Annotated in this window: 26 protein-coding genes and 1 pseudogene; 18 read left to right on the forward strand and 9 right to left on the reverse strand. The window is 65.0% G+C overall.

The genetic code is table 11. The features are described 5' to 3' along the window. Positions 1 to 874 precede the first annotated feature (874 nt). The 4 genes and pseudogenes from ACYVAN_RS20500 to ACYVAN_RS20515 all read left to right on the forward strand — a co-directional run. Positions 875 to 1,060, forward strand: a pseudogene (locus tag ACYVAN_RS20500) (sigma factor); the annotation flags it as partial. 122 nt (positions 1,061 to 1,182) lie between these two features. Beyond that, complete coding sequence (locus ACYVAN_RS20505) at positions 1,183 to 1,839, forward strand: sigma factor-like helix-turn-helix DNA-binding protein (protein WP_460962053.1); 657 nt, start codon at positions 1,183 to 1,185, stop codon at positions 1,837 to 1,839. Beyond that, complete coding sequence (locus tag ACYVAN_RS20510) at positions 1,836 to 2,264, forward strand: carboxymuconolactone decarboxylase family protein (protein ID WP_460962055.1); 429 nt, start codon at positions 1,836 to 1,838, stop codon at positions 2,262 to 2,264. Before ACYVAN_RS20505 ends, ACYVAN_RS20510 begins: the two co-directional genes overlap by 4 nt. 90 nt (positions 2,265 to 2,354) lie before the next feature. Beyond that, positions 2,355 to 3,119 carry an isocitrate lyase/PEP mutase family protein gene (locus tag ACYVAN_RS20515; RefSeq protein WP_460962057.1) on the forward strand — a complete coding sequence of 255 codons (765 nt, stop codon included), beginning with the start codon at positions 2,355 to 2,357 and terminating at the stop codon, positions 3,117 to 3,119. Positions 3,120 to 3,234: 115 nt separating this feature from the next. On the opposite strand, the gene ACYVAN_RS20520 is transcribed toward ACYVAN_RS20515, so the two are convergent. Genes ACYVAN_RS20520 through ACYVAN_RS20530 form a run of 3 tightly spaced genes read right to left on the reverse strand, consistent with a single transcriptional unit; the run spans position 3,235 to position 5,129 of the window. Then, complete coding sequence (locus ACYVAN_RS20520; protein WP_460962580.1) at positions 3,235 to 3,825, reverse strand: SLC5/6 family protein; 591 nt, start codon at positions 3,823 to 3,825, stop codon at positions 3,235 to 3,237. A 5-nt stretch (positions 3,826 to 3,830) separates the two neighbouring features. Beyond that, entirely contained in the window at positions 3,831 to 4,283 is a 453-nt protein-coding gene (locus tag ACYVAN_RS20525) for a hypothetical protein (protein WP_460962058.1), read from the reverse strand. A 42-nt stretch (positions 4,284 to 4,325) separates the two neighbouring features. After that, positions 4,326 to 5,129 (reverse strand): thioesterase family protein, encoded by an 804-nt coding sequence (locus ACYVAN_RS20530; protein WP_460962060.1) that lies wholly within the window; start codon positions 5,127 to 5,129, stop codon positions 4,326 to 4,328. Positions 5,130 to 5,775: 646 nt separating this feature from the next. On the opposite strand from ACYVAN_RS20530, the gene ACYVAN_RS20535 reads away from it, so the two are divergent. Further along, the gene (locus ACYVAN_RS20535) at positions 5,776 to 6,477 is read left to right on the forward strand and encodes a helix-turn-helix transcriptional regulator (protein WP_460962062.1); all 702 of its coding nucleotides are present in this window, start codon (positions 5,776 to 5,778) and stop codon (positions 6,475 to 6,477) included. 84 nt (positions 6,478 to 6,561) lie between these two features. Here ACYVAN_RS20535 and ACYVAN_RS20540 read toward each other — a convergent pair whose 3' ends face one another. Continuing rightward, positions 6,562 to 7,026 (reverse strand): Lrp/AsnC family transcriptional regulator, encoded by a 465-nt coding sequence (locus tag ACYVAN_RS20540; protein ID WP_460962064.1) that lies wholly within the window; start codon positions 7,024 to 7,026, stop codon positions 6,562 to 6,564. Positions 7,027 to 7,171: 145 nt separating this feature from the next. On the opposite strand from ACYVAN_RS20540, the gene ACYVAN_RS20545 reads away from it, so the two are divergent. After that, positions 7,172 to 8,428: an APC family permease gene (locus ACYVAN_RS20545; protein WP_460962066.1), complete on the forward strand. Its 1,257-nt coding sequence runs from the start codon at positions 7,172 to 7,174 to the stop codon at positions 8,426 to 8,428. Positions 8,429 to 8,552: 124 nt separating this feature from the next. After that, positions 8,553 to 8,999, forward strand: coding sequence for a DinB family protein (locus tag ACYVAN_RS20550; protein WP_460962068.1), 447 nt, complete (start codon positions 8,553 to 8,555; stop codon positions 8,997 to 8,999). Between the two features lie 58 nt (positions 9,000 to 9,057). Here ACYVAN_RS20550 and ACYVAN_RS20555 read toward each other — a convergent pair whose 3' ends face one another. Then, positions 9,058 to 10,320 carry a SidA/IucD/PvdA family monooxygenase gene (locus ACYVAN_RS20555; RefSeq protein ID WP_460962069.1) on the reverse strand — a complete coding sequence of 421 codons (1,263 nt, stop codon included), beginning with the start codon at positions 10,318 to 10,320 and terminating at the stop codon, positions 9,058 to 9,060. A 442-nt stretch (positions 10,321 to 10,762) separates the two neighbouring features. On the opposite strand from ACYVAN_RS20555, the gene ACYVAN_RS20560 reads away from it, so the two are divergent. The 7 genes from ACYVAN_RS20560 to ACYVAN_RS20590 all read left to right on the forward strand — a co-directional run bounded on the left by ACYVAN_RS20560 (position 10,763) and on the right by ACYVAN_RS20590 (position 16,318). Continuing rightward, complete coding sequence (locus tag ACYVAN_RS20560; RefSeq protein WP_460962071.1) at positions 10,763 to 11,125, forward strand: cupin domain-containing protein; 363 nt, start codon at positions 10,763 to 10,765, stop codon at positions 11,123 to 11,125. Beyond that, positions 11,122 to 12,282, forward strand: coding sequence for an NAD(P)/FAD-dependent oxidoreductase (locus ACYVAN_RS20565; protein ID WP_460962073.1), 1,161 nt, complete (start codon positions 11,122 to 11,124; stop codon positions 12,280 to 12,282). The genes ACYVAN_RS20560 and ACYVAN_RS20565 overlap by 4 nt, the downstream gene beginning before the upstream one ends. A 29-nt stretch (positions 12,283 to 12,311) precedes the next feature. Next, positions 12,312 to 12,839, forward strand: a complete 528-nt coding sequence (epsC, locus tag ACYVAN_RS20570; protein WP_460962075.1) for a serine O-acetyltransferase EpsC — start codon at positions 12,312 to 12,314, stop codon at positions 12,837 to 12,839. Between the two features lie 48 nt (positions 12,840 to 12,887). Further along, a complete protein-coding gene (locus ACYVAN_RS20575; protein WP_460962077.1) occupies positions 12,888 to 14,531 on the forward strand; it encodes a class I tRNA ligase family protein in 1,644 nt (547 codons plus the stop codon). Further along, entirely contained in the window at positions 14,528 to 15,715 is a 1,188-nt protein-coding gene (locus tag ACYVAN_RS20580) for a hypothetical protein (RefSeq protein ID WP_460962079.1), read from the forward strand. Before ACYVAN_RS20575 ends, ACYVAN_RS20580 begins: the two co-directional genes overlap by 4 nt. After that, positions 15,712 to 16,047 carry a hypothetical protein gene (locus ACYVAN_RS20585; RefSeq protein ID WP_460962081.1) on the forward strand — a complete coding sequence of 112 codons (336 nt, stop codon included), beginning with the start codon at positions 15,712 to 15,714 and terminating at the stop codon, positions 16,045 to 16,047. The genes ACYVAN_RS20580 and ACYVAN_RS20585 overlap by 4 nt, the downstream gene beginning before the upstream one ends. A gap of 103 nt (positions 16,048 to 16,150) precedes the next feature. Next, positions 16,151 to 16,318, forward strand: a complete 168-nt coding sequence (locus ACYVAN_RS20590; RefSeq protein WP_460962582.1) for a DUF1272 domain-containing protein — start codon at positions 16,151 to 16,153, stop codon at positions 16,316 to 16,318. 185 nt (positions 16,319 to 16,503) lie between these two features. On the opposite strand, the gene ACYVAN_RS20595 is transcribed toward ACYVAN_RS20590, so the two are convergent. Further along, a complete protein-coding gene (locus tag ACYVAN_RS20595; protein ID WP_460962083.1) occupies positions 16,504 to 17,763 on the reverse strand; it encodes an MFS transporter in 1,260 nt (419 codons plus the stop codon). Positions 17,764 to 17,847: 84 nt separating this feature from the next. Here ACYVAN_RS20595 and ACYVAN_RS20600 point away from each other — a divergent pair, with 84 nt between their 5' ends. After that, on the forward strand, positions 17,848 to 18,831 hold the full coding sequence (locus ACYVAN_RS20600) for a GlxA family transcriptional regulator (protein WP_460962085.1): 984 nt from the start codon (positions 17,848 to 17,850) through the stop codon (positions 18,829 to 18,831). A gap of 21 nt (positions 18,832 to 18,852) precedes the next feature. Here ACYVAN_RS20600 and ACYVAN_RS20605 read toward each other — a convergent pair whose 3' ends face one another. Both ACYVAN_RS20605 and ACYVAN_RS20610 read right to left on the reverse strand, forming a co-directional pair. Next, the gene (locus tag ACYVAN_RS20605) at positions 18,853 to 19,197 is read right to left on the reverse strand and encodes a cupin domain-containing protein (protein WP_460962087.1); all 345 of its coding nucleotides are present in this window, start codon (positions 19,195 to 19,197) and stop codon (positions 18,853 to 18,855) included. Positions 19,198 to 19,531: 334 nt separating this feature from the next. Continuing rightward, positions 19,532 to 20,017: an STAS domain-containing protein gene (locus ACYVAN_RS20610; RefSeq protein WP_460962089.1), complete on the reverse strand. Its 486-nt coding sequence runs from the start codon at positions 20,015 to 20,017 to the stop codon at positions 19,532 to 19,534. A 278-nt stretch (positions 20,018 to 20,295) separates the two neighbouring features. Here ACYVAN_RS20610 and ACYVAN_RS20615 point away from each other — a divergent pair, with 278 nt between their 5' ends. The 3 genes from ACYVAN_RS20615 (at position 20,296) to ACYVAN_RS20625 (ending at position 22,249) form a co-directional block, all read left to right on the forward strand. After that, positions 20,296 to 21,018, forward strand: coding sequence for an ANTAR domain-containing protein (locus ACYVAN_RS20615; RefSeq protein ID WP_460962091.1), 723 nt, complete (start codon positions 20,296 to 20,298; stop codon positions 21,016 to 21,018). 304 nt (positions 21,019 to 21,322) lie between these two features. Continuing rightward, positions 21,323 to 21,652 carry an STAS domain-containing protein gene (locus ACYVAN_RS20620; protein ID WP_460962093.1) on the forward strand — a complete coding sequence of 110 codons (330 nt, stop codon included), beginning with the start codon at positions 21,323 to 21,325 and terminating at the stop codon, positions 21,650 to 21,652. A 114-nt stretch (positions 21,653 to 21,766) separates the two neighbouring features. After that, complete coding sequence (locus ACYVAN_RS20625) at positions 21,767 to 22,249, forward strand: ATP-binding protein (RefSeq protein WP_460962095.1); 483 nt, start codon at positions 21,767 to 21,769, stop codon at positions 22,247 to 22,249. Positions 22,250 to 22,262: 13 nt separating this feature from the next. Here the strand turns inward: ACYVAN_RS20625 and ACYVAN_RS20630 are convergent, their stop codons facing one another. Then, a complete protein-coding gene (locus ACYVAN_RS20630) occupies positions 22,263 to 23,591 on the reverse strand; it encodes a PP2C family protein-serine/threonine phosphatase (protein ID WP_460962097.1) in 1,329 nt (442 codons plus the stop codon). Positions 23,592 to 23,631 lie beyond the last annotated feature (40 nt).

Here is a 23,631-nt window from a genome sequence, read left to right on the forward strand (position 1 = left end):
CGGGACGACACTGCAGCGGCCCCGCGATGCGCCCCATCGCGGGGCCGCTGGGCTTTCCGGCCACGTTGGTGGTCGCTACCGTGCTACTCGGCACCCGAGCGCGGCTCCGTCCACGCGTCGCTCGGGGGGGGACGACCGGCGGTTCCGCTACGGGCGCGTTCAAGGTCGACTACGCGGTCGAGGACGGCGTGCCCTGGACGGCCGAGCCCGGATCTGCTGCGCGTGTCGGGTTCGCTGTCCACCGGGGCAATCCTTGCTTCGGAGTTGATGCGGCGGCGCCACACCGACCCTGAGCAAGGCCCTGGCCGAGTATGGCCGCATCGCCAACCCCGCACATGCTGGCCTTCACTGATGCTGACGAAACCTGCCGGCGCCGCATCAACACTCGACTCAACACCCAAGAGTCCCTTCACGCACTGGCTTGGAGGATCTTTCACGGCAAACGCGCTGTACGGGTCTTACCGCCATCGCCAGAAAGACCAGCTCGGCGCGCTCGGACTAGTGCTGAACATGGTCGTGTTGTGGAACAGAGTCCATTTCGACGCCATCGTCAAACTCTCTGCAAGCAGGGCTACCCGGTTCGCGACGGGGACGTCGCCCGCCTCTCTCCGCTGGGCTCGCCACATCGACGTCCAGGGTCGCTACGCCTTCATCAGCAGTCCACCAGGCAAGCTGCGCCGGCTACGCGATCCCAACGACCCGACGACGAGCCCTGAACCTCCGTACGGAAGGGATCCGCTTACGAGACGACCCAGTCGATGCTGTGGTCGGCCGCCTGTCACACCCGAGACTCTGCCCCGTGTCTGATGAGTAGCAGGCATCAAACCGGAAGGGCTAACAGGGACACATGGCTGACTCGGAAGTGGACCGCGCGATGCGGTTCGAACATCATCGGGATCAGTGCTTCGTGACGGCCTACCGGATGCTGGGCAGCGTGGCCGATGCCGAGGACACGGTTCAGGAGACGTGGCTGCGCTGGTCGGCCTGTGACCGTTCGAAGGTCACCAACCCGGGGGCATACCTGGTACGCATCGCGACTCGGCTGGCGTTGAACCGGTTGCGGACGCTGCGGTCTCGGCGCGAGTCGTATGTGGGTCCGTGGCTGCCGGAACCGCTGGTCACCGAGCGGGCGGTACCGGATGTGGCCGAGCAGGCGGTGCTGGCCGAGTCGCCTCGGCAGCGATGCAGGCGGTGCTGGCCGAGTCGGCCTCGGCAGCGATGCTGGTGGTGCTGGAGACGCTGGCGCCGGCCGAGCGGGCGGTGTTCGTGCTGCGGGAGGTCTTCGACTACCCGCACGAGGACATCGCCGCCATGCTGGGACGATCGAGTGCCAGCGTGCGCCAACTCGCCCACAGGGCCCGCGAACACGTGCGTGCACGCCGCCCGCGGTTCGGCCCCGACCGGGCCACCCAACAGCGCGTGTCCGAGCGGTTCCTGGCCGCCTGCCGAGGCGGCGACCTTACAGGCCTGCTGGAACTGCTCACCTCCGACGTCATGCTCTACAACGATGGCGGCGGCAAGGTGAGAGCCGCGCGCAACCCCATCTTCGGGGTCGAGAAGGTGGCCCGGTTCCTGGCCGGCATCCACCCAAACCGCTTCCGGTGCCGGGACTTCCAGCTCGTGGAGCTCAACGGGCAGCCGGGCGCGGCGACATGGTTCGAGGACAAGCTCGATGCCGCGATCACCGTCGTAGTCGCCGATGGACACGTCCAGTGGGTCGGGCTCCTCACCAACCCGGACAAGCTGGCCGTCCTGTCCGGCCAGCTTGTCCAGCCATTTCAGGAACACCCGCTAGGAGAATCACGATCGGATCGTCGCGTGTCGTCCTCACCAAGGTGACGCCGGAAAACTACGCTGCCATGCGCAAGCTCAAGGACACCGTGGTCGATGGGGCCACGGCCGCCGGGGTGGAGCCCTTGCTCATTGACCTGGTCAATACGAGGGCTTCGCAGATCAACGGTTGCACCCTCTGCCTGGACATGCACACGAAGGAAGCCCGAGGCAAGGGGGAGACCGAGCAACGTCTTTACACGCTCAGTGCCTGGCGGGAAGCCCCGTTCTTCACCGAGCGGGAGCGGGCAGCCCTGGAGCTGACCGAGGCGGTCACCCTGGTCCACGACGGCCAAGTGCCCGACGAGGTCTATTACATCGCGGCGAAGGAGTTCAACGAAGCTGAGCTGAGCCAACTGCTGTGGGTGATCACAGTGATCAACACCCTGAACCGGGTTGCGATCAGCACCCGCATGCAGCCCGCGAAAAGCTGAACCCGGGGCGTCGGCCACCGCGGTGTTCCCGCGGTGGCCATATCCCCAGCACCGCCCGCCGGTCCGATATCTGCGAAAGGTTTCTACGCCGTGCTTCAGGACAAGTGCACATCCTTCCGACAGCTCCACAAGCAGGGTGCTCCGCTCGTTCTCGGCAACATCTGGGACGTCTCCGGCGCACGAGCCGCCGAGGAGGCAGGTTTCTCTGCCGTGGCCACCACCAGTGAGACGGTGGCCCGCTCTCTCGGGTTCGACGACCACGAGGGCGCGCCTGCGGACGAAATGCTGGCGGCAGCCGCGCGCATCTGTGGAGCCGTGGCCGTTCCCGCCACAGTGGATGTGGAGTCCGGCTACGGGCTGGCGGCCGCGGATCTCGTGGCACGCCTGGTCAAGATGGGAGCCGCCGGGTTCAACATCGAGGACAGCGATCACACCGCCGACTCGCTCGTCTCCACCGCCGACCACGCTCGCCGCCTCGCGAAACTCCGCGAGGCCGCCGAAGAGATCGATGTCCCGCTCGTGATCAACGCGCGGGTGGACGTGTTCCTGCAGGCCGCTGGTGGCACCGACCAGACCACGCTGGTCGACGAAGCGGTGGCGCGCGGCCGCGAATACCTCGCCGCGGGCGCCGACTGCGTGTATCCCTTGCTGGCCAGCGAGGAAAAGGTGATCGGCGAGCTGGTCGACAAACTCGGCCCGATCAACGTGCTGGCTAAGCCCGGTGTCGACCTCGACCGGATGGCCCAGCTCGGCGTGTCCCGGATCTCCCTCGGCCCGGTCCTCGGCCGGGGCTACGAAGCCTGGTTGCGGGACGAGCTGACCACGCTCGCCTCGAAGAGCACCGGCCTCGGATGAGTTGAGGAGGACGAAGAAGGCCGAGCTGGAGGTTCGCGGCAGCGAACCGAAGCAAGTACGGGTGTCAACGCGACCACGGCAGCACCGCGGTCGCGTTGAGCAGCAACCACGGGCCTCACTGGGGAAGCAGGCCGGTAACCATGATGACGGCCACGGCCAGCGGGATGACTACCACGACCAGCGGCTTCCACCAGCCCTGGACCTGCACGGCTCCGGCGCCGCGGTTGGCCTCCGCCCGGTACCGGTTGAAGCCGAAAACCAGGACCACGAACAGAGCGATCAGCAAGGCCCCCAGCGGCATGAGGACGTTGCCGGAAAGGAAGTCGGCCCACGTGAACAGGTTCTTGCCTCCGAGGATCACTCCGGAGAGCGGACCGTTCCCGCCGTAGGAGAGCATGCTCGGGACCGCGAGTACGAGGATGGCGCCGACGGTCACCCAACTGACCCGCCGACGGCTCCAACCGGTGAGCTCCCGCAACGAGGCGGCGATGCCTTCCGAGTATCCGATGGCGGAAGTGAGACCGGCGATGAGCACCAGCAAGAAGAACACCGGGCCCATGATGAATCCACCCGGGATACGCGCGAAAACGTTGGGCATGGTCTGGAAAACCAGGTCGGGCCCCGACGCCTCGGTCAACCCGTAGGAGTGCATGGCGGGAAAAATGATGAGCCCTGCAAGTACGGCGATCAGGGTGTTGACTCCCACGATGCTCAACGCGTCCCCGGGGACTTCGGACTTCTCCCTGTGGAGTAGCTGCCGAAGATGAAGGCCGTGGCCACGCCGATGCCGATCGCGAAGAACGCCTGCCCCAGCGCGGCCAAGATCGCTTCTCCGGTGATGAGCGAGAAGTCCGGGGTCAGGTACCAGGCCACGCCCTCCGCGGCCCCGGGCTGCAGCAAGGAGTAAATGGCGAGCCCGACCAGGATCACGAGCAACAATGGCATGAGGAACTTGGTCGCTCGCTCGATGCCTTCCTTCAGTCCGCGGCTGATGATCAGCCCGGCCAAACCGGTGATCCCTACCGTGGCGGCGACGATGGCAGGGGTGTTGGCCGTAAAGTCGGTATAGGCCGTGTTGATCTGCTCTGCTGTGGTTCCGGCGCTGAAAGCGCCGGTGAGGGCCATGACGAAGTACGCCACCATGACCCCGAGGATGACCAGCACCCTGTAAAACGGCCTGCACCGTGACTCCGCACTCCGCAGTAGCTACGTCGCCTGGGGACGGACGGTGAGGATCTGTTCCGCGTGGCCGAGGGGACCTGCGGTGTCGTGGAGCACGGTACTGGTGATTCCCTGGCCGTGACCGCCGAAGACGACGCTGGTGTCGAGTCCGGTCCACCGCCCTTCCGGCTGGCGGTAAAGGTGGATCGACAGGTCGACGTTGGGGAACATCCACTTGGTCGGTTCCTGCCGCACGGCGATGCCGTTGGCGCTGTCGACGAGTGCGATGTAGGAGGCGAGCGGACTGGCCTGCTCGCCGGTCACGAGTTCGAGCGGGGTGGCCAGCCACGCCGTGGCCCGACCCTGCTGCGGTTCGCCGATGGGCCGGACGTCCAGCGACGCGATGTAGCCGCCGGGCCACAGGGAACTCATCGGCCAAGAGTCCAGCGCTTCGGGCGGCTGCAGCGGGTCGGGTTCTCCGCCGGCGACGCTGCTGGTGTCCCCTTCCGCCAGGAGCCAAGCGCGGGCCCGGACCACTGTCCGCTCCCCGATGACCACGGAGGCTTCGACCAGTTCGATGGTGCGGCCCGGACGAAGCGTCTCGACGTGGATCTCGAATTCGTCGAGGGCGATGCGGCCCAGGATGTCGAAACTGATGCGGCTCATCAGGAGTTCGGGACGCTGCTCGCTCGCGCGCACCCGTTCGATCGCGTGGACAATGAGGCCACCGAGCGGGCTGAAGTGCTGCTCGTCGCTCTGCCACGCGCCACTGGCATGGGCGGTCGGCTTGAAGCTGTGCGGGCCGAGCCGTTCGAAGTAGCTGGGCAGGCGGTCGGCTGTGTCGGTCAACGGAGGTTCGCTCCCCGCTCGTAGGTGGTGCTGGCCAGGACTACAGGATATTGACGAGGACGACGCGGCAGGCTGTGCCGATCCCCACACTTCGCCGGGCACGCTCGTCGGTGTTCGACATCCCGACCACAGCGCCCCTCGCAAAGCCCCTCAGCCCCTCGCAAAGCCTCTCGCGCAGAAACCAAGGCCGGTCCACCAACTACGCGAAATGTCCGCCACCGATCCCACTGTTATTCGGAACAAGATCCAAGTTGGTCTGAATGGACTATTCACACCGAGCGGACCACGGGTAAGATCGACTCCGAATCAGGTGAAGAATTTTACCGGATACAGAGCAATCTCGCGCCTTATCGTGAACGAATGGCGCGATCTTTTACCACGAGGAGGAGGGGCGTGCACTCGTTCACATTTTTCGGAACGAGACCCTCGACTTTCTTCGCAATATTGACATCGAAACCCTCCTGCCCGGTTTCGGGCAGGAGTTCGACTTGCGATATCCGCCCGAACAACCCGTGGGCCCGCGCCCGGTCGAACCACGACGGGGGCTTGTTTTCCCTGCACGATCGATCAAACAACATACCAATCAGCACTGTCACAAATCATAAATCCCGGAAAAGCAACTGAGAAGAAGACCGTTGGGGACGGCGTGCAGCAATTGACGAGTGATCTCGGACGTCGAAATATTGTGGTGCACACGAACGATCGGCTCGCCGGGGCGGGCATAGCTTCCACGCTGCAACAGCTTCCCGAAGTGAACGTCCACACGACCGGGCACGAGGCCGAACTGTCGCAAGCGCTAGAAGCCGAAAATATCGACCTCATCGTGGTCTACTTCGGCTTCCTGCTCGAAGATCGGGGCCCGGCGCTCCTCCGGGACCGAATGCGGCATTCGCACGCGCCTCCCATCCTGGCAGTGCTCTCCAGCGGGCTCGACGACGTGCTGCGGGCGCTGGAAATGGGCGTACGCGGCCTGGTCACGACGAACGACGATCCAGCAGTTCTGGTCAACACGGCCCAGGCGCTGCTCAACGGAGAATGCAGCCTGGCTCCGGTCATAGCCACCCACATCGTGCAGGTACTCAACAAGACGGGAAAACAGTGCCGCCAGACCGACCAGGACATATTTGACGTACTCACCAGCCGGGAACAAGAAATCGCTCAAATGCTGGCAATGGGTAGGACCACCAAGGAGATCGCCGATTGTACCTACATCACGAAAGCTACCGTCAAAACACATATTTCGAACATACTGGGCAAGCTCAACTTTGACGAACGTTCCCAGATCGTAGCAATGGTATACCGCACGGGCTGGCTCAACCGGAGAATTTTCTCGTCAGACAACGATTAGCCCCACCCGGAAAGCGTTCCAGGGACCGTTCCCGCAGCGGGAAAATGATTGGCGGCACCATTCGATCTCCAACGACGCCGACTTTCAGTGATCGTGTTCTTCCGACAGCGGTAAGGTGTTCCCGGTAACCGGAGAGGACAGCACTATGGAAGTGGTCGTCCGTCCTGTTTTGGTCATCTCCGCCAAGATTTCTTCCAGGCGCTCGACACCTGGGGCCGCGACCTTGAATATCCAGCAGTCCTCCCCCACCACGTGGTGCGTCTCCATGATCTCCGGTATCTGCAGGAGATTCTGCACGCCATCGTCCCCATAACCCGAACCGAATGCCGCGAGCCGGATGAATGCCACCAGCCCGAATCCGAGCTTCGCCGGGTCGAGCTGCACGGCGAAGCCGGTTATGACACCGATCCGTTCGAGTCGACGCAGACGTTCGGCCACTGCCGGAGCGCTCAACTCCACCCGCCGGGCGAGTTCGGCGTGGGTCATCCGGCCATCACGCTGGAGCTCAGCGAGTAAGCACAGGTCGGTCGAGTCCAGTTCCGTAGGCAATATCCTCTCCCAACTTTGACACCTTAAGTCGTGGACACGATTTGCCTTCGAATCGTAGGCTGAGCGTGCCTTGGCGCGTCACTGTGCCGGGCACGGCACGTAGCGCACAAGCCTCAATGTATGCCAACTCAGGAGGTCAGGGCCGGTGAGCGATCGACGGATCGGACTCGCACAAGGGGTGGCGCTCTACGTCGGCGCGATCCTCGGAGCAGGTGTGCTCGCCCTTCCAGCCTTGGCGGCCCAAGTAGCCGGGCCGGCATCGGTGCTCGCATGGCTCGCGCTGGTGATCCTGTGCGTCCCGGTAGCCGCCACCTTCACCGCGCTGGGTAGCCGATATCCGGACGGCGGTGGTGTCGCCACCTTCGTCAAACAGGCGTTCGGCGACAACGCGAGCGCGGTGGTCGGGTGGTGGTTCTACTTCGCATTGCCCATTGGTGCCACCGCCGTCGCCTACGTGGGAGGCCAGTACGTCGCCCACGCCTTCTCAGCCGGAGACGACGTGGCCTACCTCGTCGCTTCGCTGATCGTGCTGATCGGGCTGACCACCAACGCGATCGGCTTGAACGTCTCCGGCGGCGTGCAACTGTTGCTGATCAGTGTGCTGGCACTGCTGATGGTCGTGACCGTCGTCGCCGCGCTGCCGAAGGCGGATCCGGGAAACCTCACGCCCTTCATGCCGCACGGGTGGGCATCGGTGGGCAGCGCCGCCAGCGTGCTCTTCTTCACCTTCGCCGGCTGGGAAGCGGTCACCCACCTCTCCGGCGATTTCGCCGATCCGAAACGGGACCTGCCCAAGGTCACCGCCGGCACGCTCGTGGTGGTCGGCCTGCTCTACGTCGGACTGGCATTGACCTGCGTGCTCGTGCTCGGCCCCCGACTGGCTTCGTCCACGGTACCGATCACCCTGCTGCTCGAAGAAGGACTCGGCAGCGGTGCCTCGGTGCTGACCGGCGTGCTGGCGTTCTTGTTGACCACCGGCGTCATGAACGCCTACATGGCCGGTGGAGCCCGGCTCGGCGCCGCTCTCGCGCGGGACGGCGCCCTACCTTCCCTACTGTCCCGCGGAAGCGAGGCGGGACAGACGCCCCGCCGAAGCCTTGCCGTGCTGGGCGGCGTCACCGTGGTCGTGGCTGTCGCGTCTCTCGCGGCGGGAATGGATCTCGGTAATCTGATGCTCGCCGCGTCAGCGTGCTTCATGGCCGTGTACGTGGCCGGGCTCGCGGCTGGTGCGAAGCTACTGTCCACCGGTTCACCGGTCTGGTTCGGCTCAGTGGCCGCAGGCCTGATCATGACCGTGGTACTGGTCTTCTCCGGATGGTTTCTGCTGCTTCCGGTCGTGCTGGCGGCCGTGTCGCTGGCATTCCGCCGCTTCGCCCGGCAGAAAGACCCCATCGCCGTGTGAGTAGTACCGGCCACGACCGTTGTCCACATCCAGGAGAAGAACGAGCACGATGGCTCATCACGTACCTGTCTGCATGGAGAAACCCGACCGGTGGATTCCGAAGCACGGTCTTGAAGAGAAAGACATGCTTCGGGCCTGGCTGCAATTCGGACGCGACACCGTCGTCGGCAAAGTCCGTGGTATCGCCGACGACGGCGCGGAATACAACCCCACCAAGTCCACCACGACATTGGGTGGCATCGTCAAACACCTCACGACGGTCGAACAGCACTGGTTTCAAGAAGTCCTCGGCGGAGCACGACTCCCGATGCCGTTCGGTCCCGACAATCCGGACGGAGACTGGGTGGTCGAGGACGATGAGACCTTGAGTGGGCTCGTCACGCGGTACCGAGAGGCATGCCGGACGAGCGACATCGTCATCGCCGACCTCGCGCTGGACAGCATCGGTGCTCAGACCGCGGGTGACTACACCCTGCGGTGGGCCTTGTGCCATGTCACTCTCGATACCGGTCGGCACGCCGGCCAGGCGGACATCATTCGCGAGCAATGGGACGGCGAACGCGGCTGGTGACCACGCGAGTGTGGGGCTTCGGTCATGAACCGAAGCCCCACGCGGGAAAGAGCGGATCTCAGTCGTTCGAACGCCGTTTCACCATGTCCGAGGTGATTTCGGTCGACCGCTGCGCGAGTACGCTGAGCAACGAGTCCGAGATTCCGTGGGTGTCTTCGTTCAGACCTTGCACGTAAACCCCTCCCCGCTTCGACTCGCCCAGGTCCACCCGGTAGTTCCGATCGACCGTCGTGTCCCGCACACCGGCGCCCTCCACCGCCGAGCGCACCAGTTCGGGCGGCTGCGGATCGAAACCGGTACCGAGCAGAACCGCGTCACACCGGACCTCGGAGTGCCGATCGGTCTTCCGATCGTAGATTTCGAGTACAACCTCGTCCGCGTCGAACGAAGCCGAGGTGATGTCGGTGGTGGTGATGATGCGGAATCCCTCGTCACCCACCAGGCGCTGGAGGTACTGGTCCCGGTACAACGCGTCCAGCAGGTACGGTGCCAGGCCCGCGTAGTTCGTGTTGCGCATCTCGGCGTTCATCCGTTCGCGCTGTTGCGGCGGCGCATTGTGGAATTCGTCCACAAAGGATGAGTAGTACAGTTCGTTGGTGAACGAGCTGGTTTGGTAGTAGTCGAACCCGATGGAGCGCATGATGATCGTGGGGTGACTGTCCGGCACGTACTCCCGCACGGACGCGAACATCTCCGCGGCGCTTTGCGCCCCACCGACCACGACCGGGCGATGCCACTCGTTGTCCCGCAGCTCGCCGACCCGATCCAGGTAACGCGTACTGTGGATCAGACGTGATTCGGGCAGCCCCCGAAACACTTCTGGCACGTGGGCGTTGCGGCCGATTCCGAACACCACATCGCGGGCCGTCACCTCGGAGCCGTCTCCCAGCCGGGCTGACCAGCCGGTGATCGTGTTGTTGTCGCCGAAGATCGGATCGATGCTCTCGCAACGCGTATTGTAGCGAGTTTGCACCCTGGACAGGTTGGAGGCGGCCCACCGAAAATAGTTGGATATGTCCAACCGATACGGGTGGAAGGTCCCAAGATTGACGAATTCGTCCAACCGGCCTTGCTCGTGCAGGTAGTTCAAGAAAGTAAACCGGCTTCGCGGGCTCCGCGCCGTGGCAAGATCCTTGACGAACGAGACCTGGCTCTGCGCCCAAGGAATGAGCATTCCCCGTTGCCACTGGACGTCCGCGTGCTGTTCGACCATCAGGGTCTGCTCGGCCAATCCGGAATCGGAATCCTCCAACGCCACCATCAAGGCGAGATTGGACGGACCGGCTCCTACGGCGAGCACTTCAACGTCGTACGCAGTCAAGAATACCCCACTAAATTCCGATGTACCGGTTGCTCGGGTCGGGATTCGTTGGCGTGGAATCAACGTGTGCAATGTGAGCACCGCCACTGCCTTGTTTAATCTACCAACCGGAGAACGACACCGGCCCGGTCAGCGATCTGAGTCACACTGCACGTCGGAGTACCTGAGAAGTCCACACAGGTGCCAGGTTCAACGACGTGTCTCCACTATCGCGGTAGTCACCCCCTCGATATCCTCGAAGAAACCGGCCAAAGCACTTGCGGTGCTACTCAACTGTTCACGTTCGTGAAGCTCCGGAGAAAGAGCGTCGCCTGTTCACTCGGACGTCCTAGCCGAGAGTTCAGACCCTTCTCCCCATATTGCGCAAGACAGCTCGTGATCCACTTCCGTAATGTTCGTTCCCGCTGGTCGCCGTTGACCTGTGAACCGACAAAGACTAGCTATGGAGATCGCCGTGGACGTACGCTCCTGGCCACAGAACGGCCTGAATTTCGAGGCCGATTACAATCTGAAAGCTCAGAGATTAAGCGCTCCGGACGCTATCGGGGCGTTTCCATTCGAAGGCGCTTGGTGCGTAGTGTCACCAGGCACCACTTCCGCGCCGCACGCACACCACGAGCGGGAGATCTTTTTCTTCTTCGGTGGCACCGGAACAGTTCGGGTGGGCGATGAAAAGGCACCTGTGTCCTACGGGAACGAGGTACACATCCGTCCTGGGGTGGACCACGAAGTGACCAACGACGGGACGGACGATCTCGTCTACCTGTCGATCTGGTTCCCGACGGACGAGAAGACGGTCGCATGACCGCGGATCTTCGAGTGCTCGTGGTCGGCGCTGGCGTCATCGGTGTCAGCGCCGCCTACTACCTCGCCGAACACCGCTCGGTGGAGGTCACAGTGTGCGAGCAGAACGCGGTCGCCGAGGTCGGTGCGACCGCGAAATCCGGTGGGTTGATCCGTGAGCTGCACATGTCCGACGTCGATTTGCGGCTCGCCGCCGAGACGGTTCCGTTGATGCGGGACCTCACGTCCGAGCACACCGGACAAGGACGGTTCCGACGAACCGGATTCGCGTTCATCACGGACGAGAAGAACCGCTCCGTGCTCGAATCCCACGTCATGCGAGCGCAGCAGGCGGGAATCCCGATCGGCCTGCACGACCGGGCTTCGGTTCGAGCTGCTTATCCCGATCTGCGCCTCGGTTCGACCGATGTGGTGGCCGTCGAGCAGGATGCGGGCTACGCCGCCCCAGCGGAGATCTCGACGAGCCTGGCCCACCGCGCGGCAGCCCGAGGAGTCCGGTTCCGGCTCCACAGCAAGGTGTGTCATCTGTCGGTTCCCGATCACGGACCGATCGTGGCCGAGATGCCCGGCGAAGACGTGAAGGCCGATGTAGTGGTGCTGGCCAACGGGATCTGGTCCCACCACCTCGGAGCCACCGCAGGTGTGCACGTGCCGATCCGATCCCGCCCTATCGGCACCGCCGCCGTCTGCACAGGCGAACCCGATTCGGTGCGGATTCCCCTGGTCATCGATGACACCCTCGGCACCTACTACCGTCCTGACGGCGGTTCGGGCGTGTTGTTCGGCGTCGACCAGGAGATCGCCAACGGCGCGGAACCCGGGTCGATCGAACTGGATCAGCGGACGGTGCTGGCTGCCAGGGACATGCTGGCCGAACGCGTACCGCGCACCGCACAGGCTTCGGTCGTGCGCAGCGCCGTGGGGTTCGAGGCCTACACGCCGGACCGGCGGCCGTTGGTGGGCTGGTCAGGACAACGCGGTGTGTACCTGGCGACCGGGATGAGCGGCGGTGGCTTCAAGCTCGCTGCCGGAGTAGGACGGGCGGTCGCGAGCGAGATCGCGACCGGGACCGCCGGTCCGATGTCGGTGGCCTACCGGCCGGACCGGTTCGCGACTCGTGAGTCGATCACGTCGGACTACACCTACAGCACGGTCTGAGGTCCGCGATGTTGAAAATTCTACCGCGCATGAAAGAGGATCTGGACACCGTCCTGGCCAAAGATCCCTCTGTCCGAAGCAGACTCGAAGCACTGTTCCACGCGAGCGTCACCGCGATCTGGCTGCACAAGATCGCACACCGTGCATACCGAAGCGGCCGCTTCGTCCTGGCCAGGATCTTGTCGAATACGGCGCGCATTCTGACCGGAATCGAGGTCCATCCGGGAGCCCGCATCGGTCGTCGATTCTTCGTCGACCACGGCGCCGCAGTGGTGATCGGCGAGACGTGCGTCATCGGTGATGACGTCATGCTCTATCACCAGGTGACGCTTGGCTCCGTGGGGTGGTGGAAGGACGGCGGTCCGGGAACCGCCCGACATCCCGTGGTCGGCGACCGCGTCGTGGTGGGCACCAATGCGAGCGTCCTCGGAGCCATCGAGATCGGCACGGGAGCGCACATCGCGGCTCACGCGATCGTCACCCGCTCGGTGCTGCCGGGCGCAGCTGTGCATGCCAGCAAACACGGCGACCACGGAATCCACATTTCCGCCTCCTGAGAGGCGAATCCAGATCCGGTAATCGCAATGCCTACCTTGGGAGTTTCCGTGGAGAAGAAGACGTACGTGGTGACCGCGGCTCCGCCGAACCCGAACGGCGACCTCCATCTCGGTCACCTCTCCGGTCCGTTCCTCGGGGCCGACGTGCTGTCCCGCTACCTGCGTCAGACCGGCCACCAGGTGCACCATGTCAGCTACGCGGACGAGCATTCCTGTTACGTGCCGAGGAAAGCGGCTGAACTCGACGCCGACCCGCACCGGACCGCGTACCGCTTCGCTCAGCGCATGGAGCGTTCCTTGGCGGGCGGCAACATGCTCCCCGATCGCTTCGCACACCCGAAGCAGGACCCCCGGCACGTCGGAGTAGTCCACGACCTGTTCCTGCGGCTGTGGAACCGCAACCTTCTCGAAGTCAAGACCCAGCAGGTGTTTCACTGCGAGAACTGTGACCTCAACTTGTACGAGGCCGAGGTTTCCGGGCTGTGCCAGGCGTGCGGTGCGACCAACGGTGGCATGTATTGCGAATCGTGTGCGTGGCCGCAGGAGAGCGACGGGTTGGTCGCCCCACGATGCCATTTCTGCGGTGAGACTCCCTCCGTCGTCGAAGAGGACCGAGTCGTCTTGCCGATGGAAAGGTATCGGAAGGCGCTGCAGAACTACCTGGATTCCCTCGACCTGCGTGCCCGGCCGCGCGAGTTCATCAAGCAACTGCTCGCCACGCCTCTATCGGACGCGGCGTTCACCAGGAAGAGTTCCTACGGAGTACCGGTCCCGCTACCGGGCTGGGACGGGTATGTCATCGACACCTGGTTCGCCGGATTGTGCGGATACCTGTTCAGCCTGGACACCCTGCAGGCTGCGCTGAGGTCCGAACGGACGGGCTGGGAGGTCTGGGCGGACACGGACACTGCCGTGGTGCACTTCCTCGGTTTCGACTGTCTGTACTCGCACGCGGTCTTCTGGCCGGCTCTCTGCATGGCCGAGGAGTCGTTGGTGCTTCCGGAGCAGATCGTCGCCAACGAGTTCTACCAGTTGGAAGGCTTGAAGTTCTCCACCAGCAGGGGCCACGCGATCTGGGGTTCCGAGTTCTTCGAGGAACACGCCGCCGACGCAGTCCGGTTCCACTTGGCGCGCACCAGTCCGGAAACGGAAGAGACCAGCTTCTACCGGCGGCGTTTCGATACGACGGCACAGGAACTCGGCACCTATTTCGCGGACACCGCCGAACTCCTGATCGGCATGATCCGCCGAAGCTACGCGGGCCGGGTGCCGAACGTCGAGAACTCGGCCCCGGGCAAGTACACCGCTATCGCGCAGGAACGGGTGGACCGGATCGCCGGAGCCTTCGACGTCCGCAGCTTTTCCTTGATGTCCGCCGCACAGGAACTTCGGTCGTTCGCTGTCGAGACCTACTCGGAAGTCTTTCGCATCTACTCACTCGGTCAGGAGTGCGTCACCGACGGGCGGCTGATGCACGACCTGACGGAGGCGTTCCTGCGGTTGGTGGCGAGCGCGTATCCCATCATGCCGACCTGGGCCGAATCGGTGCTGCGGCACTTCGGCGCGAACGTCCGATGGTCGCTCGACGGCCTCGAGACTTGGCCCGAACCGTCGGCGAGTCTGACCTCCGACACGGTAGTCGGCCCGGAGCTGCGAACCCCCTTGTCCCAGTACAGCAGCCACAGCCGGTGACTCGAATGTTCACCCGACTGCTGGTGGAAGTCGTCGGCGTGGGGCTGTTGTTGTGCGTGCCGGTGCTCGTGGACCAGCCGCTCGACGTGGCTTCGTGGCTGCTGACCTGCTCGCTCGGGCTGGTCGTCGGAGTGACCACCCGCTCGGCGCTGGCTCACCGCGCCGTGGCGTCGAACCGCGACATCCTCCCCGCTGATCCGGTCGAGCAAGGTGTGATCGGTGCTTGGTATGTCGGCGGCATCCTCGCGGGACAGGTCTTCCTCTGCGGGTTCGTCGGTTACGTCCTCGCCGCGGCCGTCGGTGTGGGCGGGCCTGCCGGCTGGCTGGGCATCGCGGTACTCGCACTGAGTGGCCTCCTCGCGTTGCTGCGGCCCACGATCAGCGAACGGACGAAGCGGGCCAGGTTGGTGCTCACCGCGCTGACCGCACTGGCCTGGTCGTGGTGGCCCGCAGCGGTGGACCCGACAGGAATGCGCTCCGCCGTGGGCGAGTCCGGCATGTTGGCGACCGGCTTGCTGTTCTTCGTGTCCATTGTGGGCTGGGAAGTCCGGAGATCGTGGTCGCCGGAAGAGGCAGCCCTCGGCCGCCGTGCCCTGCTACCGGTCTTCCTGGTCGTCGCCGCGTTCGGTACGGGTCTGATCTGGTTGCGGCTGGCTCGGGCAGGTACGGACGGGCAGGGAGTCATCGGCCCGGTGCTGGCAATTCTCGTGGGCTTGCTCGCGGTGAGCTACTGCCGCACGAACCTGGTGGCCGCCACGACGCTGGCAGCGAACATTCGTCGCACCGGTGCCGCCCGAGCGCGTCGGTCGCCCGGTTTGGTGGCCGTACTGATCGTACCGGTGGTGACCGTGCTGGTCCTGGTCGAGCTGTTCGGCTGGCAGATCGGTTACTTCCTCTACGGGCCTGCCGCGATGACGCTGTGCATCTTCGTCTGGCTCGCAGCCAGAGTCGCCACCAACGTCGATGCGGGGGTCGGTGCCCGAGTGGTGGGCTTGGTCGGAGCAGGCGCTCTGTTGTCGCTGTCTTCGAGCTTGGGTCTGGCGGTCCTGTTCCCGGTCGTGGTCGGAGTGGTCGTCTTCGGCCGGCTCGCGATAGTCCGATCCGGCGAGTCGGACAGGACGACCGGCCGCGGTTCGCCGGTGGGGGTAGGAGGCGTCAGAACCGGGATGGAGAAGACATCTTGATCATAGAAATTCGCACGTACCGACTGGTACCTGGTGCTGGCCAGACGTTCGCCCAGCTCCTCCGCGAGGAATCCGTGCCGATGCTGCGGCGGTTCGGAATTCGGGTTCTGGACCACGGGATCTCGTTGGTCGCCGAGGACGGTTACGAAGAGGGATACCTGGTTCGCGCGTTCCCCGATCTGGACACGCGTGCTGCCCAGGAGGAATCCTTCTACGGTAGTGAGAGTTGGATGAGCGGACCCCGGGAGGCGATCGTGTCCCGCATCAGCAGCTACCACACGATCGTCCTGGAGGCTCCCGAGGAAGCCGCGGTGGCCCTGGAAAAGGCCTGAGGTTCGCCGAGTCCGGCCGTCCGCTGAACCGGGAACGATGCGGCGCGGTGCAACAGGTCCTGACCGCGCCGCATCCTTCAGTCGAGGTGACGACATGTTGGACATGAGAGCGTTGTGCGAGCGGTGTTCCGCCGAGTTGCCGGGAGATTCGGCGGAGGCGTACATCTGCTCCTACGAGTGCACGTTCTGCGCTCGGTGCACCGGTGAGTTGTCCCGCACATGCCCCAATTGCGGTGGTGTGCTGGAACGGCGACCAATTCGCGCCGGGTGACGCGGTTTCCACCCGAAGCGCCGCTTCTCCCCGAGACGCTTCTGCCCGAGACGCTTCTGCCAAAGGCGGAGCCGCAACCGGTCGAGAATGCCGAGGCCGACGTGCCGAACCGGGAGCGTCCACACAACGCAATGTCGGCCGAGGTGTCGCTCGTCTCGACCGCGCTCCCACCCGTGATCGGGCGATCAGTCCGACTCGGCGACCAACGGCGCCGAGGATCGGACACCCACGTGCGAGAAGCGTCGCATCCGCAGGTTCATGGTCAGCGCCGTCAACGACAGCAACAGAATGGCACACGCGAAGAGTTGGAAGGTCTGTACGGTTCCGAGGACCCGGACCAGGAAACCCACGATTACCGCTGGTACTGAGATCGCGATGTAGGCCACCACGTAGAAGGCGGCCATCACGCCGGCCCGGTGGGCGACCGGAGCGACCTCACCCACCAGCCGGATCGACCCGACCATGCTGAGCCCCACACCCGCGCCGATCACCAGGCTGGCCATGATGAAGAAGCCCGGTGTGGCGAGAATCAACGAGAGGGCCATCACACCAACACCGAGCACCAGCGTGACCATGCCACCGGCGATGAGCGCACTCGTCGCCAACGTCCGCGCGAGCAGCGGTGCGGCAGCGGAAGCCATCCCCAGCGCGAAGATCGAGATTCCGGCGGCCAGGTACGTATCGGACCGAAGCAGCGTCGGCGCGAGCGTCGGCACCAGGGACTGGTAGAGGCCGACGTTCGCCCAGGCAGTTGTGATCCCCAACCCGGACAGCGCGAACGGAGCCCAGATCGCCCGGGGAACCCGTGGGCCGGCGAACCGCAGCCGTCCCGCTTCGCCGCGCCGCGCCACGGTTTCGGGGATGAAGACGGTGATGGCGATCAACGTGAGCACCAGAGCGGCAAGGACGACGAACGGAACGACCAGTGGGCTCGGCGCGAATTCCACCAGCACGGCGCCGAGCAGTCCTCCGCATCCGACCCCGAGGGAGCTGGCGACCGCGTTCATCAGCCCGCCGCGACCGGGCTTGCTTCGTGGTTCCAGCTCCAGCAGAGCCGCTCCCGCCGCGCTGATCGCGATCCCGGTGGCGATGCCCTGCACACCACGCGCGACGAACAGCCAGGCTACCGACGAGGCGCTCAGGAAAATGCCGGTGGAGACGAGCAGGCCGAGCAGCCCGGCGATGATCACCGGTCGCCGCCCCCAGCTGTCCGAGATTTTCCCGAACACCAGCAACGCCGCGAGGACCCCGAAGCAGTAAACGGCGTAAACCAGTGTCAGAGCCGGCGTGGAGAAGCCCCAACTCGCCTGGTAGAGCTTGTACAACGGTGACGGTGCGGTCGCTGCGGCCAGGCACAGGCCGATCACACCGGCCACCACCGCGAAGGCGCTGCCCCGGGCGAGCCGACCTGCGCCGATCCTTGTAGTCGAATTCGATTCGTGCACGTGCTTCAGACTGGTTCGGCTCCGCCACGAACACGAGTGGCAAGATTGACAACATTCGCAAAGATGCTGCCGTAGGCTGCCGATATGTCGCCCGAAGTGGTCGCGCTGGCGGTAATCGACGACATGCCGATGTTTGAACTGTCCATCGCGTGCGAGGTGTTCGGTACCGCCCGCCCGGACTTGGCCTCTCCCTGGTACACGCTGCGCGTCTGTGCCGACAAGCCGGGCCGCACCCGTGTCCAGGGCGGTTTCCAGGTGCAGACCGAGCACGGGTTGGCGGCCCTGGCCACGGCGGACACGGTCGTGGTGCCCGCGCTGCCCGATCACGTCACCACACCGGACCCGAAGTTGGTGGATGCGGTGCGGACAGCACATCTCGGTGGTGCCCGGATGGTGGCGCTCTGCACCGGCGCGTTCGCGCTCGCCGAGGCGGGCCTGCTGGACGGGAGACGAGCCACTACCCACTGGATGCACGCCGACGCACTCGCCAACCGATATCCCCACGTGCGGGTGGACCCGGCCGTCCTCTACGTCGACGACGGTGACCTGCTCACCAGTGCGGGCCGTACCGCGGGACTTGACCTTTGCCTCCACCTCGTCCGATCGGACCTCGGTGCGAGCGTGGCGAACCAGGTGGCTCGTCGCATGGTCGTGCCCAGCCACCGTCCCGGAGGCCAATCGCAATACATCGAGACACCGGTTCCCCGCTTCGACGATGGGCTGGGACCGGTGCTGCAATGGATCACGGAGAACTTGGGCAGCCAGCTGACCATCGCGGACATCGCGCGGCACGCTGGGCTGAGTCCGCGCACGCTCATTCGCCGCTTCCACGAGTCGACCGGGACGACCCCACTCCGCTGGCTACGCAATCAACGATTGTCCCGAGCTCGGGAGCTGCTGGAATCGAGTGGCCATTCGATCGACCGCATCGGAAAGTTGTGCGGCCTGGGCTCGGCCGCGAACCTTCGACACCACTTCACCAAAAGCCTGGGAGTGGCACCGACGGAATACCGACGGTCCTTCCTCGATGGTCAACGCAACGATGCGGCGACGGAGTTCGAGCCGTAGCCCGCGGACTTGGGGGATCGTTCACGAGTCGCTTTCGGGCGGCGCGAACAGCACCATCAGGCGCAGATCCTGCTCCACGTCCTCGAAGTGGTGCCGCAGCCCTGCGGGAACGACGATCGTGGCACCGGTCGTGATCGGTACCGACCATGTTTCGGCCACGAACCTCGCCTTTCCGGCGAGCACGACGTACACCTCATCCTCGCGGTGCGGACCTTGAGGGTCCGCGCATCCGCTTCGGATCGAATAGGTTCCCACGCTCAGCGCCTCTGTACGGGTGAGTTCGACGAACCGGACTCCCGGACTTCCCGCCGAGAACATGTCGGACGCGTGGAAGACCTCGGCATCGCGTCCATCGACCCGCTGCATCACTGCCTCCCGCCTCGAGCCCACCCGCACACATGATCTTACCCGGATAAGCCCGGCACCAGTGATCAGTGAACACTCGACGACAACCGCGGAGCAACGGGCGGAGGGGGCCTGCTCCTCGCAGAGACCAGGCCTTCGCGACGACCGACGTCGACCGAGATCCGCATCGTCCTCCGTGCGTGTCGACGGTTACCGGAAGAGCCAAGGGCGCTATCTCACACGCGGAGGCGCTCCTGCATCGCCGGAGGCGTCGAGAACACCACCCGGCGACACCCTCAGCCGGAGTTCCGCGAGTTTCTGCGCTGAGGGTGCCCTGGTGTGGAGCGGGCCGTGCTCACTCGGGGTACGGACCGATGCGCTGGTGACCGATGGGAAGGGTGCCCTCGGCACGTGTGGCCAAGGCGGTGCGGGCCGTGAGCAGGCTGGCAAAGCAAGGCAGGGTGGTATCCAAGCTTGCGGCGGCCAGCGCACGTTCCACGGTGGGAGTGCTGTTGATCACGCACAGTGTGGTGCCGCAGTAGGTGGCGTAGCTGTGTGCCCTGGCCAGCAGTTGCAGGGCGTCGACGCCGAGGAAGGTCACCTCGCTGAGATCGAACACCAGCGTGGTCAGCTTGGTCTGCAACCGCGGCCACAGCACCTCGGCCAGCTGCGGGGTCGTGACCGTGTCCAGCTCTCCGATCACGGCAAGCACCGCCAACTGCGGGTCGGTGCAATCCATGCGCAGGCGCAACCGCCCGTACTCCGCAGGTCTCGTAGTCGCGGGACGGCTGGGGCGGGGGGAATGTTCAGACTGTTCGGTTACCGGGGTGTGTGTCAGCACGCCAGGGCTCCTGTTCGCCGGAGGGAAGCGATCCAGCTCGCGCGCTCGCGAGCAGAGCGTCGGGCCGGAAAGGAGCCGGGACGGGCGATCGCAGTCGACTGTCCTGGCTACCGAGAAATGAGCAGGAGCACGCTACTCTGGCTGACCTCTCCGGTCCTGCCAGCTGCTGCTCAACTAGCTAGTTCCGACCCTACGCATTCTTGCCCAAAGTGTCGAGATCCCCTGAGCCGGGTACGAATGCTGGTGAAAGCCAGCCCGCCACACTGGAGGTAACGAGCGTGAGCAACGGTTCCGAGGACAAGTTGGCGGTCACGCTGGCGCACATGTCGCGGGATCTGCTAGCCCAAGACACCGTCCAGCACACCCTGGACCGCATCACCGAACACGCGACGACACTGGTGGACGGCTGCGAGCACGCCGGGGTCCTGACCCTCCATGGCAGGCGGGGCGAAACCCAGCGCCGGCAGGTGGAAACCCTGGCGGTGACCAGTGATCTGGTTCGCCAGTCGGATCGGGTCCAGGCCGAGCTGGATGAAGGACCGTGCCTGGACGCCGCAAAGCACAGCGAGCAGGTCTACCGCATCGCCGACATGTCGAGCACGGAGCACCGGTGGCCGCGTTATGTTCCGAAGGCCCGGGAGCTGGGGATCAGCAGCATGATGGGCTTCCTGCTCTTCACCGATGAAGACGAGTTCGGCGCACTGGACCTCTACTCCTCCCAGCCCAACGCGTTCACCGAACGCTCCGAACTGATCGGCTGGATCGTGGCCTCGCACGCCGCGGTCGCGTTCTCCTCGGCCCGCCTCCGCGCGCAACTGCACTCAGCGATCGCCACCCGACAAGCCATCGGCGAAGCACTCGGCATCGTCATGGAGCGCTACAAGGTCAGCGAAGACCAAGCCTTCGCGGTGCTCAAGACGAGCTCGCAACACCGCAACATCAAGCTCCGCGAGCTCGCCGAAGAGATCACCACAACCGGCGAGATCCCCGGAGCACGCTAGTGGCCATGCGCGCCAGTACGACCGAGCGCGAGATTCGTGTGCTGACGAGGCCGGTGGCCAACGACCGGGTCAGGCGTAGTGCTCGAGCGTTGAACTGATCAAGACCTCATTGGTTTCTCAGCCACCAAGGGGTCCGTCTCTACGTCGCGAGTGATCCGCGGTGCAGGAAGATCTGGACAGCACCAGCGTCTGAGGGACTTTCCTTCCCGAGCATCACCGGCGGTATGAGATATTCGGCGTCATGACTACGAACGGAACGCCTGCCACAGGGTCTGCCGGAACGTCGGAAGAACAGGATGTGCCGGTGACGGTGGCACGGGAGTGGCATGACCAGGCGGCGGTGCTGGCGGTCTCGGGAGAGATCGACATGGTGACAGCACCCCGGTTTCAGCACGAACTGTCCTCGGTGCTGGAGGAGCGGCCGGTGACGTTGGTGGTCGACTTGACCGAGGTGGAGTTTTTCGCCTCGGCTGGACTCTCGGCGCTGGTCGCGGCCTATCAGGAGGCCGGCGACCACACCGCGTTGCGGGTGGTGGCGCCCACCAGTGTCACGGCACGGCCGCTGCAGTTGACTGCACTCGACCGCAAGATCCCTCTCTATTCCTCCCGCGAGGACGCCCTGACCGAACAGTAAAGCGAGCGCACCGGGCAGGCGCGAAGTTGGTGCACCGTCGCGGCATGATTGCGGGACGGGAATGTCTGGGTAAACCGAAGGAGCAAGCCCAGCAGTCGACGTAGGAACGAACGTATGAACATCGACGGTAATGCGCCGCGTGGTAGCCCGGGCGCCGACGAGAACACCGATCCGCCTACGGAGTTGCACTGTCGAGCTGTCCCGGCCGATCCTGAACGGCTTCCCGCTCTGCGGCGTGCGGTGGCTGGATGGGCCGCGTGCGTCAACATGAGCGCCGAGCAGATTGAGCTGGTGGTCCTGGCCAGCTACGAGGCGCTGGCCAACGCCACCGCCCACGCCTACCCCCACGGAGGTGGCGTGCTGGAGGTGCACGCGGTCTACCGGCCCATTTCCTCCCGCGCGGAAGTCGTGGTAACCGACTACGGACGCTGGCAGGAGCCGCCGGTCGAACGCAGAGACCTGGGAGGTCGGGGGCTGGTGCTGATCGAAAGCCTGGCTGAACACGCCGAGGTAACCACCACGACCTCCGGCACGTCGGTACGCATGTCCTGGACCGTGCTCACCGACGCCGAGGTAACCCAGAGGGTCGCGGGCTAGCCGGTGGCGTGGTTCACTGAACCTCGCTCCGCCGGGGCACGCTCAGGGCCAGCAACGCCACGTCATCGGTGGGTGCGGGGTCAAAGCGTTCGAGCAAGGCGGTCAGCTCGTTGATCTGCTCACCCGCCGAGGCGTGAGGGTGATCCGCCAGAAACTTCTTCAGCCGTTGTTCGTCGAAGAACTCGCCCGCAGGGCGGGCCTCGGTGATCCCGTCGGTGTAGAGCAGCAGCGTCTGACCCGCCTGTAGGTTCAGGTGGAAGGTGGCGAATTCGGCGTCCGAAAGCGCCCCCACGAGCATGCCGCCAGGCGGGCAAACCTCCTCGACAACGCCGGTACCGGCATGGACGAGCAGCGCCGGGGGATGTCCGCCGCCGGCGAGGGTGAGATCGAACCCACCGGTGGACTCGGGCGCCAGGATGCCGAACAGGACCGTGCAGTGCTGCGGCACCTGCGGATCCAGCAACAACGCCGAGTTCAGCTCCTCCAGCACGGCGGCCGGGTCCTGGTGATGCAGGGCCGCAGTGCGCAGGGTGTAACGGATCAGCGAGGTCACCGCGGCGGCGGAAACCCCGTGGCCGGTGACATCGCCGAGAAACACCGCCCACCGGCCATCACCCAAGGCGAACACGTCGTAGAAGTCGCCGGTCACATCCGCGGTGGAGGCGGCGTGGTAGTGACACGCCAGCTCCAATCCGGGCACCGAGGGCAGGGACGGGGGTAGCAGAGTGCGCTGCAGGGCAGAAGCAAAGCCTTCGACCTGAGTGCGCGAGTGCCGTTCCTGGCGCAGGGCCCTCAACGCCGACAGGCGCAGCTCGAGTTCGTCCATCACCACCGCCGCCAGATCGGTCAGCGTGGCCAGCTCCTCGTCGCTGATCTCGCGGGGCCGAATGTCGAGCACGTTGACCGTGCCCAGCCGGTGGCCGTCGGACGTGGTAATCGGCGCGGCGGCGTAGAACCGCGCTCCCAGGCCCCCGGTCACCAGAGGGTGCGCGGCGGTGCGCGAATCGGTGACCGCATCAGTCACCACATACGGCTCGTCCTGCAGGATCGCCGAAGCCCCCAGACCCGGTTCTCGGCCGACCTGGCCCACTCCGTCCAGGCCGTGGGTGGCCTTGAACCAGACCCGGTCCGTATCCACTATCGACACCGTCGCGATCGGGGCCCGCAGCAACCGCGCCGCCATCGCCGCGACGCGATCGAACGCTTCCTCCGGCGGGGAGTCCAGAATTTCGTAGCGGGCGACCGCCGCCATCCGCGCCGCCTCGGTCGCTGCGGCCTGGTCGCTGCCGTTGCCATCCACCGGAAGCTGCTGAGTGGGGCCCAGAGTTTTCTCAGCCGTCACGGCGTTTCCCTTCCCTCCTAGTACAGAAGCCCGCTACGCC

The organism is Parasphingorhabdus pacifica (genome assembly GCF_054779195.1).